Annotated in this window: 10 protein-coding genes and 1 tRNA gene; 1 reads left to right on the top strand and 10 read right to left on the bottom strand. The window is 66.2% G+C overall.

All coding sequences use genetic code 11. From position 1 onward, the window contains the following. From minD to VMJ11_RS33255, 7 genes are all read right to left on the bottom strand, one after another. The coding region (gene minD, locus VMJ11_RS33285; protein ID WP_325625373.1) for a septum site-determining protein MinD at nt 1–785 on the bottom strand (785 nt) is incomplete at its 3' end. A 97-nt stretch (nt 786–882) separates the two neighbouring features. After that, nucleotides 883–1,746 (bottom strand): septum site-determining protein MinC, encoded by an 864-nt coding sequence (gene minC / locus VMJ11_RS33280; RefSeq protein ID WP_325625372.1) that lies wholly within the window; start codon nt 1,744–1,746, stop codon nt 883–885. Between the two features lie 217 nt (nt 1,747–1,963). After that, entirely contained in the window at nt 1,964–2,500 is a 537-nt protein-coding gene (locus VMJ11_RS33275) for a GNAT family N-acetyltransferase (RefSeq protein WP_325625370.1), read from the bottom strand. 142 nt (nt 2,501–2,642) lie between these two features. Next, entirely contained in the window at nt 2,643–3,428 is a 786-nt protein-coding gene (map, locus tag VMJ11_RS33270; RefSeq protein WP_325625369.1) for a type I methionyl aminopeptidase, read from the bottom strand. Between the two features lie 368 nt (nt 3,429–3,796). Then, nucleotides 3,797–3,887: transfer RNA gene (locus VMJ11_RS33265), tRNA-Ser, on the bottom strand. A 195-nt stretch (nt 3,888–4,082) separates the two neighbouring features. After that, nucleotides 4,083–5,375: a serine--tRNA ligase gene (serS, locus tag VMJ11_RS33260; protein ID WP_325625368.1), complete on the bottom strand. Its 1,293-nt coding sequence runs from the start codon at nt 5,373–5,375 to the stop codon at nt 4,083–4,085. 82 nt (nt 5,376–5,457) lie between these two features. Beyond that, complete coding sequence (locus VMJ11_RS33255) at nt 5,458–6,789, bottom strand: replication-associated recombination protein A (protein WP_325625366.1); 1,332 nt, start codon at nt 6,787–6,789, stop codon at nt 5,458–5,460. 205 nt (nt 6,790–6,994) lie between these two features. Here VMJ11_RS33255 and cytX point away from each other — a divergent pair, with 205 nt between their 5' ends. Then, entirely contained in the window at nt 6,995–8,311 is a 1,317-nt protein-coding gene (gene cytX, locus VMJ11_RS33250; protein WP_325625364.1) for a putative hydroxymethylpyrimidine transporter CytX, read from the top strand. Nucleotides 8,312–8,431: 120 nt separating this feature from the next. On the opposite strand, the gene bioB is transcribed toward cytX, so the two are convergent. The 3 genes from bioB to VMJ11_RS33235 form a co-directional block, all read right to left on the bottom strand. Next, on the bottom strand, nt 8,432–9,499 hold the full coding sequence (gene bioB, locus VMJ11_RS33245) for a biotin synthase BioB (protein ID WP_325625363.1): 1,068 nt from the start codon (nt 9,497–9,499) through the stop codon (nt 8,432–8,434). Nucleotides 9,500–9,550: 51 nt separating this feature from the next. Next, a complete protein-coding gene (gene bioD / locus VMJ11_RS33240) occupies nt 9,551–10,267 on the bottom strand; it encodes a dethiobiotin synthase (RefSeq protein ID WP_325625362.1) in 717 nt (238 codons plus the stop codon). Further along, nucleotides 10,264–10,770: aminotransferase class I/II-fold pyridoxal phosphate-dependent enzyme (locus VMJ11_RS33235; RefSeq protein WP_325625360.1), on the bottom strand; the 507-nt coding region annotated here is incomplete at its 5' end. The genes VMJ11_RS33235 and bioD, both read right to left, overlap by 4 nt.

Here is a 10,770-nt window from a genome sequence, read left to right as displayed (position 1 = left end):
CCCGGCTTCTGGTAATCGGTGAAACGCAGCGACTTGTCCTCGCCGAGAAAGCGCGCCACGACGTCCTTGTACGACTCGGCGACGTCGGTGCCGTCCAGATGCACGGCGGGCAGGCCCTGGTTCGATGCGTGCAGCACCGCTTCCGATTCGGGCACCACGCCGATCAGTTCGATGCGCAGGATCTCCTGGATGTCGTTGAGCGAAAGCATCTCGCCCTCGCTCACACGCTTCGGGTTGTAGCGCGTGATGAGCAGGTGCTCCTTGATGGGGTCCTTGCCTTCGATCGCGCGCTTCGTCTTCGAAGAGAGCATGCCGAGAATGCGGTCCGAGTCACGCACCGAGGAGACTTCGGGATTCGTCACGATGAGCGCTTCGTCGGCGAAGTGCATCGCGAGCAGCGCGCCCGACTCGATGCCCGCGGGCGAATCGCAGACGATGTACTCGAAGTCCATCTTGCGCAGGTCCTCGATCACCTTCTCCACGCCTTCCTTCGTGAGCGCGTCCTTGTCGCGTGTTTGCGAGGCCGGCAGGATGAAGAGGTTCTCGCACTTCTTGTCCTTGATGAGCGCCTGATTGAGGTTCGCCTCACCCTGGATCACGTTGATCAGGTCGTACACGACGCGGCGCTCGCAACCCATGATGAGGTCGAGATTGCGCAGGCCCACATCGAAGTCGATGACCGCGGTCTTGTGGCCGCGCAACGCGAGGCCCGATGCGAAACTCGCGCTCGTGGTCGTTTTGCCGACACCACCCTTGCCCGAAGTCACCACAATGATTTTTGCCATTCCCTTACCTTGCGTTCGTCAGTATCCCAGTTTGGTCTCGTCACGGTCTCGTGCCGCTCCTGCACTCACTCGCTGGGCGCAACGCCCGAGCGGCGACTCAGGTGAGCCTCAACGGTTCGATCAACAGCTTTTCTTCCTCGAGCCGGATCTGCACCGGCTTGCCCTGCACGTCCGCCGCGAGCGGCACTTCGGTCGTACGGTAGATGCCCGCGATCGAAATCAGTTCCGCTTCGAGGCACGTGCAGAAAATGCGTGCGTCGTGGTTGCCGTGCACACCCGCGAGCGCACGGCCGCGCAACGGCGCGTAAATGTGGATGTTGCCCTCGGCGATCACTTCCGCGCCGTTGGAGACGAGGCCGAGCACGACCACGTCGCCCTTCGCGTAGATGCGCTGGCCCGAACGCAGCGGGCGGTCGACGACGAGCGTGGGTTCCGCGCGCGCACCGCGCGCCTCGCCAGGTGCTTCCGGTGTGCCCGCTTCGAGCGTCGCCGTGCTTTCGGCGGCGGCCGTGTTGGCTGCGGTGGGAAAGAGTTCGGGCTGCGCAGCCGTGGCTTGCGGTGCAGCCGGTTCGGCCGCTGCCGCATGCGATGTTTCGCCGAGGCCAGCGGATTCGTCGGCGCCCGGCTTCGCGTTCGCGCCGCGGCGGTCACGCGCTTCGAGGAACGGCAGGCCTGCCTCGGCGGCCCAGGCATGCTGCGCGGGCTGCGCGACCACGCCAACCGGGCGCATGCGGACGCTCTCGAGCAGGCGCGCAATGTCGCCGAGCGCCACCTGCTCGCCGTCGGCAAGACGTCGCAGGTCGATCGCTACGGTATCGTTTGCGAAGAATTCGGGCGTCGCCTCGAAGCGCCGCGTGAGCTCGGCGCGCATGGCATCGAGCTCGGTCGTCTTGACTACGAACAGAAGCGTATCGACTGAACCGCTCTTCAGTTCAAAATATGGCGATTTCTTGGGCGACATGGCGTTCGGCTAAAAATTCTGCGTATTTTACAGGCGTCAACGCACACGGCCATTATTTTTAGCGTTGTATTCGGCCAGATTCGCGCAAACAAAAGTGACGTGAAAAGAGCGCGCGCAACGCAAGCGCGCCGCGCGGCGGCAAACAGGTTCGTTTGAGTCCCGCGTTGGGGAAAGGGCGGCCCGGCGCCACCGCACGCAGCGGCGCGAGCAGGCGCGCTCACGGAGAGGAAGCGGCTTTCGCTTGCGCGCCAACGACGCGCATGAGCAGCGTTTCCCACTGCTCGGGCTGTTGCTGGCTGCGCGCGTGATCGCCGGTGGCCACGAAGCCGAGGCGTTCGTAAAAGCGCATGGCAGTGGTGTTCGAATCGGTGACCCAGGCGTAGACCTGCGCGGCGCCTTCGCTCACGAGCCAGTCGATCGCACTGTTCAGGAGCAGCTCGCCGCCGCTCAGATGACGCACCGCAGGCGCGACCCACAGCGCCGAAACGAATGCGCGACGCGCTGGCGCGCTCTCGAAGCTCGCGCCGATCAGCCCTGCCGGATGACCTTCGGTATAGAGAATGAACGAAGTGCCGGTGTGCGAGACCGCATGCCGGGCCGCCGCGGCGTCGAAGACGGCTGCATCGGCGGAAAGCGCGTCTTCGAGCGTGTCGCCAAATGCATAAGGCGCATCGCGCAGCGAAGCAGTTCGAAGCTCGCGGAGCACGGTACCCTGATCGGCAGCGATACGGCGAACGGTCAGTGACGGACTCATGCAGTCGTAAACCCCAATAAAGCGCTAACGCGTAGCTTTAACCGAACTGGCTTGGGAGTCAAATCCTTATTTGACCAGGAGGCGCATGCGACACGCCGCGCAACAGCCTTGACAGACGGCCCCAGAGGCCTCACACGCGCGCTCACGGTGCCTCGTAGGCACCTGTGCCGTCCGGCCAGGGCGTGAGCAGCTCGTAGCCTTCGTCGGTGACGGCCACCATGTGCTCCCACTGCGCGGAGAGCGAACGGTCCTTCGTGACGACCGTCCAGCCGTCGCGCTGCACCGTGGTGCCGGCGCGGCCCGCGTTGACCATCGGCTCGATCGTGAAGACCATGCCCGGCTTCAGGCGCACGCCCTGCCCCGGCTGGCCGTAATGCAGCACCTGCGGCTCCTCGTGATAGACCTTGCCGATGCCGTGGCCGCAGTACTCGCGCACGATCGAGAAGCCCTCCGCCTGGGCGCGCTTCTGGATGGCGTGGCCAACGTCGCCGAGCGTCGCACCCGGCTTCACCTGACGGATGCCCGCGAGCATCGCCTCGTAGGTCGTGTCGATCAGCTGGCGGCCCACCGTGCTCGGTGCGCCAACGCAGTACATGCGGCTCGTGTCCCCGAAATAGCCGTCCTTGATCACGGCTACGTCGATATTGATGATGTCGCCGTCCTTCAGCACCTCGTTGCGCGTCGGAATGCCATGGCAGACCACCGAGTTGACCGAAGTGCAGATCGTCTTCGGAAAGCCGAGGTAGCCGACGTTGGCCGGCACGGCCTTGAGCGTCTTGACGATGTAGTCGTTGCAGATGGCGTCGAGGTCGCCGGTGGAGACCCCGGGCTTCACGTGTTCGCCGATCATCGCGAGCACGTCGGCGGCGAGCCGGCCCGAAATGCGCAAGCGGGCGATATCGTCGGCAGACTTGTAGGTGATAGGCATCTGTGGACCGAAGTGGGCGCGGCGGTACGCAGGGCGCTTCGCCGCAATTCAAAGGTGCGATTGTACCGGCGCCGCGGCGTCGGGAGCGCGGCAACCCGATGCTGCCGTCTGCCGAATTATCAGCGACGTCCGACTATTCGAGGGCAATCCGCAGTCAGGAATGGGAAATATCTTACATCGCGAGCCGGTTGTTCGATCATGACCCTAAGTCACCGCGACTAGTTCGTCGATTTCGGGCACCGACCTGTTGCGCCGAAGTTGCGCGGGCACTTGCAGAAACGAGCGTGCGTTCAACAGGCAACCGCACGCGCTGGACGCAGAAAAGCAAAAACCCCTGCAGCCGGTAAGCATGCAGGGGTTTTCAAATTTGGCGGAGAGGGTGGGATTCGAACCCACGGTACGGGGAAACCGTACGCCTGATTTCGAGTCAGGTACATTCGACCACTCTGCCACCTCTCCGGGGTACTACTTTGTTACTGCTTCGCTTAGTCTTGGTCGCTGACTGGCGAAGCGAAGATTATAGAACATGTTTTGATTTTCGCAAGCCCTCTTTTGAGAAAATTTTCGAGGACAAGGAAATCGCGCAGCTAGGTGCGCGTCAGGGAAATCGCGCAGCTAGATGCGCGTCAGGGAAATCGCGCACCCAGGCCCTCGTCAGGCGCTGGCTTCGAGGCGGGCCACGCCGCCCATGTACGGGCGCAGCACTTCGGGCACCGTGACCGAGCCGTCCGCTTCCTGATAGTTCTCCAGCACGGCGACCAGCGTGCGGCCCACTGCCAGGCCCGAGCCGTTGAGCGTGTGCACAAGTTCCGGCTTGCCCTGCGCGTTGCGGTAGCGCGCCTGCATGCGGCGAGCCTGGAACGCCTCCGTGTTCGAGCAGCTCGAAATTTCGCGATAGGTGTTCTGCGCCGGCAGCCACACTTCGAGGTCATAGGTCTTGGCGGCCGAGAAGCCCATATCGCCCGTACACAGCGTGATGACGCGGTACGGCAGGCCGAGCTTCTGCAAAATGGTTTCCGCGTGGACCACCATCTGCTCGAGCGCGTCGTACGACGTTTCCGGCGCAACGATCTGCACCATCTCGACCTTGTCGAACTGGTGCTGACGGATCATGCCGCGCGTGTCGCGCCCATACGAGCCCGCTTCCGAGCGGAAGCACGGCGAGTGGGCCGTGAGCTTGATCGGCAGCGCGCTGCCTTCCACGATGCTCTCGCGCACCGTGTTCGTGAGCGAAATTTCCGAAGTGGAGATCAGGTATTGCGTGACGGTATTCTCGCCACCGCCCTTCTCCACGCGGAACATGTCCTCGGCGAACTTGGGCAGCTGGCCCGTGCCGTACAGGATTTCCGGGTTGACGATGTAGGGCGTGTAGGTTTCCGTGTAGCCGTGCTGCTGCGTGTGCGTGTCGATCATGAACTGCGCGAGCGCGCGGTGCAGGCGCGCGATCTGGCCGCGCAGCATCGTGAAGCGTGCGCCCGAGAGCTTCGCGCCCGTCTCGAAATCGAGGCCGAGCGGCGTGCCCACGTCGACGTGATCCTTCACCGCGAAATCGAACTGGCGCGGCGCGCCCCAGCGGCGCACTTCCGCGTTGTCGTTCTCGTCCTTGCCGACCGGCACGCTCTCGTGCGGCAGGTTCGGCACGCCGAGCAGCAGGTCGGAGAGCTTCGACTGGATCTCATCGAGCTTCGCGGCCGACGCCTTCATTTCGTCGCCGATGCCGCCCACTTCGGCCATGACCGCCGAGGTGTCCTCGCCGCGGCCTTTCATCGCGCCGATCTGCTTCGAGAGGCTGTTGCGGCGTGCCTGCAGTTCTTCGGTGCGAGTCTGGATGGCGCGGCGTTCCGCTTCGAGCGCGGAGAAGGCCGCCACGTCGAGGGTGTAGCCGCGGTCGGCGAGGCGCTTCGCGACGCCGTCGAGGTCTTTGCGCAGCAGCTGGATGTCGAGCATGGGATTGTGAGACTGCAGTTTCGTTGGTTGAAGGGGCGATTTTAGCGCACCGGCCGGGGCATTCCGGCGTGACGGTGATCACTCAGCCCTTGCGCTTCTTCTCGCGGTTTTCGTCGCGATGCTCGTCGCGCCATTGCGCATCGAGTTCGGCGAGGCGCGCGAGCTTTTCGCCGATCTTGCCTTCGAGCCCGCGCGGCGTGGGCTGATACCAGCGCGGATCGCGCATGCCGTCGGGCACATAGGTCTCGCCGGCCGCGTAGGCGTCGGGTTCGTCGTGCGCGTAGCGGTACTCGTGGCCGTAGCCCAGTTCCTTCATCAGCTTCGTCGGTGCGTTGCGCAGGTGAATGGGCACCGGGCGCGACTGGTCCTTGCTCACGAATCGCCGTGCCTCGTTGTACGCCATATAGCCCGCGTTGGACTTCGGCGCGACGGCGAGATAGATCACGGCCTGCGCCAGCGCAAGCTCCCCTTCGGGCGAGCCGAGGCGCTCGTAGGTCTCGGCGGCGTCGAGCGTGATGCGCGCGGCGCGCGGATCGGCGAGACCGATGTCCTCCCACGCCATGCGCACGATACGCCGCGCGAGATAACGCGGATCGGCGCCTCCGTCGAGCATGCGGCAGAACCAGTAGAGCGCGCCGTCCGGGTTGCTGCCGCGCACCGACTTGTGCAGCGCGCTGATCTGGTCGTAGAACGCGTCGCCGCCCTTGTCGAAGCGGCGCAGGTTCTCGGCGAGCGCGCTGCCGAGCAGCGCTTCGTCGATCTCGCTCTGCTTTTGCTGCGCGGCCGCGCGCGCGACGATTTCGAGGTTGTTGAGCAGCTTGCGGCCATCGCCGTCGGCGGAACCGATCAGCGCCTTTTTCGCCTCGTCGGTAAAGGTGAGGCCGCCCAGCTCCGCGCTCGCGCGCGCGAGCAGTTCGCCCTGCTCCTCCTCGTCGAGGCTCTTGAGCACGTAGACGGCCGCGCGAGAGAGCAAGGCGCTGTTCACCTCGAACGACGGGTTCTCCGTCGTCGCGCCGATGAACACGAACAGCCCCGACTCCACGTGCGGCAGGAAAGCGTCTTGCTGGCTCTTGTTGAAGCGATGGACTTCGTCGACGAACACGAGCGTCTGGTGGCCGTGCGCGCGGTGCACTTGCGCCGTCTCCACGGCCTCGCGGATGTCCTTCACGCCCGAAAGCACCGCGGAAAGCGCGATGAATTCGGCGTGAAAGGCGTCGGCCATGAGACGCGCGAGCGTGGTCTTGCCGACGCCGGGCGGCCCCCAGAGGATCATCGAATGCGCTTCGCCGGACTCGAACGCGACGCGCAGCGGCTTGTTGGGCCCGAGCAAATGCTTCTGGCCGATGACCTCGTCGACGGAGCGCGGGCGCAGCCGCTCGGCGAGCGGGACGTTGGCACGGGTTTCTTCAAACATGACGTTTTCGCGATAATGACGGCTTTCCGGCGGCGAGGCGCATGCGGCGAATTCGGGGACGGAACTCCCGCGCCCAGAAATGCGGGCCGCCGCGCCGGATGCAGTCGTGCATTATGACAGCGTGGGCCGCGGCGCGAGGCACGCAATCCGCGCGCAGGCTGACGGAAGCGGACAAAAACAGACGATACAGAGGAAAGCGTTCCCCATGACTCAAGATTCAGCCGCCGGCGAGGCCGGCTCCACCTACGCGCCGAACGTGCCCGTGCCCGACGCGCGCCGCCAGTTCCGCACCGGCGACGCGTTCGCGCTGTGGTTCTCGCTCGGCATCGGCCTGCTGGTCGCGCAGGCAGGCGCGCTGCTCGTGCCCGGACTCTCGCTGCCGCTCGCGCTCGCGGCCATCGTGATCGGCAGTGTGATCGGGGTCGTGCTGCTCGCGCTCGCGGGCGTGATCGGCACCGATACGGGACTGGCGGCCATGTCGTCGCTGCGCCCGACGCTCGGCATTCGCGGCGCGTCCGTTCCGGCCATCATCAACATGGTGCAGCTCGTGGGCTGGGGCTCGTTCGAGATCATCGTGATGCGCGATTCCGCCGATGCGCTCGCGAAGCAAGCCTTCAACCTTTCGATGCCGCTCGTCTGGACCGTGGTCTTCGGCGTGCTCGCCACGCTGCTCGCCGTGAGCGGCCCGCTCTCGTTCGTGCGGCGCTTCCTGCGCACGTATGGCATCTGGCTGCTGCTCGCGGGCGCGGCCTGGCTCACGTGGAGCCTGCTCGCACGGCACGATCTCGGCGCGCTGATGCGCCGCCCCGGCACGGGCGAGATGCCGTTCGGCAGCGCCATCGACCTCGTAGTGGCGATGCCGCTCTCGTGGCTGCCGCTCATCGCCGACTACACGCGCTTTGGCCGCCGCCCAGGCGAAACCTTCCGTGGCACGCTGTTCGGCTATGGCATCGCGAATCTCTGGTTCTACGCGCTCGGTGCGATCTACGGGCTCGCCGCCGGCGGCGGCGACGCGCTCCTCACCACGGCGCTCGCGCAGGCAGGCGGCGGCTTCGCCCTCTTGCTCGTGCTGATCGACGAGATCGACAACGCCTTCGCCGACATCCATTCGGCCGCGGTCTCGACCGGCACGTTCTGGACGCGCGGCAGCGTGCCCTGGCTCTCGGCGGCGTTCGGCGCCCTGTGCACGCTGATCGGCCTCGTCGTGCCGATGGCGAAGTACGAAAACTTCCTGCTCTTCATCGGATCGGTGTTCGCGCCGCTCTTCGGCGTCGTGCTCGCCGATCACTTCGTCGTGCGACGCCGCCGCATCGATGCGAAAGCGCTCGCGGATCTCAGCGGCATCTATGGCTATACGGGCGGCTGGCACGTGAGCGCGTTCGTTGCGTGGGCGGTCGGCTTCGGCGCGTATCAGGCGCTCAACCAATGGCTGCCGAATCTGGGCGCGACGCTGCCTTCGCTCGTGGTCGGTGCGCTGTGCTATCTCGCGCTCGCCGGGCGCCGGCGCGCGGCTTACGCGTAAGCGGCTTCGCGCGGCAGGATCGCGCGCATGAAAAAACGCCACGCTTGTTCCTACAAGCGTGGCGTTTTGCTTTTCAGCGGCGGCTCACTCAAGCGTGAGCTGCCGCGTTAGCCTCGTCCGTCACTCGCAATGCCCGCAGCCGCCGTGGTGCGCGTGATGAGCATGCTCTTCGCCACCCAGGTCCTGCGCCGCCTGCGCGCTGATGCCCAGACGCTGCAGCAGCTTGCGGTCGGCTTCCGCTTGCGGGTTGCCCGTGGTGAGCAACTGGTCGCCGTAGAAGATCGAATTCGCGCCCGCCATGAAGCACAGCGCCTGCAGCGCGTCATCCATCTGCTCGCGGCCCGCCGACAGACGCACCATTGCCTTCGGCATCGTGATGCGCGCCACGGCGATCGTGCGCACGAACTCGAACGGATCGAGCGGATCGGTGCCTTCGAGCGGCGTGCCGCTCACCTGCACGAGATTGTTGATGGGCACCGACTCCGGATACGGCTCCATGTTCGCGAGCTGCGCGATCAGGCCCGCGCGCTCGCGGCGCGACTCGCCCATGCCGACGATGCCGCCGCAGCACACGTTGATGCCCGCGTCGCGCACGCGCTCGAGCGTCTCGAGGCGGTCCTCGTACGTGCGCGTCGAAATGATCTGGCCGTAGAACTCGGGCGACGTGTCGAGGTTGTGGTTGTAGTAGTCGAGGCCCGCATCCGCGAGCGCCTTCGCCTGATGCGCTTCGAGCATGCCGAGCGTCACGCAGGTTTCGAGGCCCATCGCCTTCACGCCGCGGATCATGTCCTTGATCGGCTCGAGATGGCGGTCCTTCGGATTGCGCCACGCCGCGCCCATGCAAAAGCGCGTCGCGCCGTTCGCCTTCGCGTGGCTCGCGGCGGCGAGCACGGCGTCCACTTCCATCAGCTTGCTCGCGTCGAGGCCCGTGTCGTGATGCGACGACTGCGGGCAGTACGCGCAGTCCTCCTCGCAGCCGCCGGTCTTGATCGACAACAGCGTGGAAAGCTGCACGGCGTTGGCGTCGAAGTGCTCGCGATGCACCTGCTGCGCGCGAAAGATCAGGTCGTTGAACGGCAGCTCGTAGAGCGCGGCGACATCGGCTACGCGCCAGCGCGCAGTGTCTTCCGTTTGCGCCCGCGGCGCGCTCTTCGTGATCGCGGTGATGTCGATGTGGGCTTCGGTCATGGGGTCGTGATCCTTCTTTGACAGGGACGATTCGAGTGGCAACGCGTGCGCTCAGCGCGGCGAGAGGGACGAGAGCCTCGCGAGCAGCGCGTCGATGTTCAGGTGTTCGGCCGCTTCGTCGGCGCGCGCGCCGCGCATGTGCGGCACGACGCCGATGAGCGGCGCGCCGTACTGGGCGCCAAGGCGCTCTCGCAGCGCCTGGATGTTTTCTTCGGGGAACGTCATGGCCGGATCGATTCGGTTCGCGACCCAGCCCGCGAGCGTGAGGCCGCGCGCGACGATCGCTTCGGCGGTGAGCAGCGCATGGCTGATGCAGCCAAGCCGCATGCCCACCACGAGCACCACGGGCAAGCCGAGTGCGACGGCGAGATCGGCGGTATCTTCGCTCGCCGTGAGCGGCACGCGAAAGCCGCCCACGCCTTCCACCACGACGGCATCCGCGCGGCGACACGCCTCGCGATGGCAATCGACGATGCGCGCCATGTCGAGCGTCACGCCTTCGAGCGCGGCGGCGATGTGCGGCGCGGCGGGCTCCTTGAGCAGGAAGGGCGTGCGGATTTCCGGCGGTAGCAGCACGCTCGCGGCGGCGTCGAGCTGATCGGCGTCCTCGTTGTGCCAGGCGCCCTCGCGCTCGTAAGCGCCCGCGGCGATGGGCTTGAGCGCCGTGGCGCGCAGCCCCGCACGGGCGAAGCCGCGCAGCAAGGCGGCGCTCACGAAGGTCTTGCCGATCTCGGTATCGGTGCCGGTGACGAAAAGCGAAACCGTCATTGCGCGAGCTCCTGCGCTTCGAGGCTCGCGCGTTGCAGCGATGCGTTCAGCCGGTCGAGGTCCGCATCCGAATGCGCCGCCGAGAGTGAGATGCGCAGGCGCGAGGTGCCCGCAGGCACCGTGGGCGGCCGGATGGCGGGCACCCAGAGGCCGTCGCGCTCGAGCGCGGCCTGCAACGCGAGCGTCGCTTCGTTGGCGCCGATGACGAGCGGCTGCACGGCGGTATGCGAATCGACGGGCTGCCAGCAGGTTTGCGCGAGCAGCGAACGCGTACGGGCGATGAGGCGCCCCAGATGCGCGCGCCGCGCATCGCCCTCCTCGCCGCCGATCACGCGCAGGCTCGCGGACACGGCATGCGCGATCGCCGGCGACGAGGCCGTCGTGAAGATATAGGGCCGCGCGCGCTGCACGAGCCATTCGATCACGGTGTCGTGCGCGCAGACGAACGCGCCGGAGACACCCGCCGCCTTGCCGAGCGTGCCGACCATCACGAGATGCTCCGA

Origin of the sequence: Paraburkholderia sp. (genome assembly GCF_035501035.1) — a bacterium.
GTDB lineage: Bacteria > Pseudomonadota > Gammaproteobacteria > Burkholderiales > Burkholderiaceae > Paraburkholderia.
The sequence above is the reverse complement of the archived record's forward strand: the minus strand, read 5'-3'. Positions and strand labels throughout refer to the sequence as shown.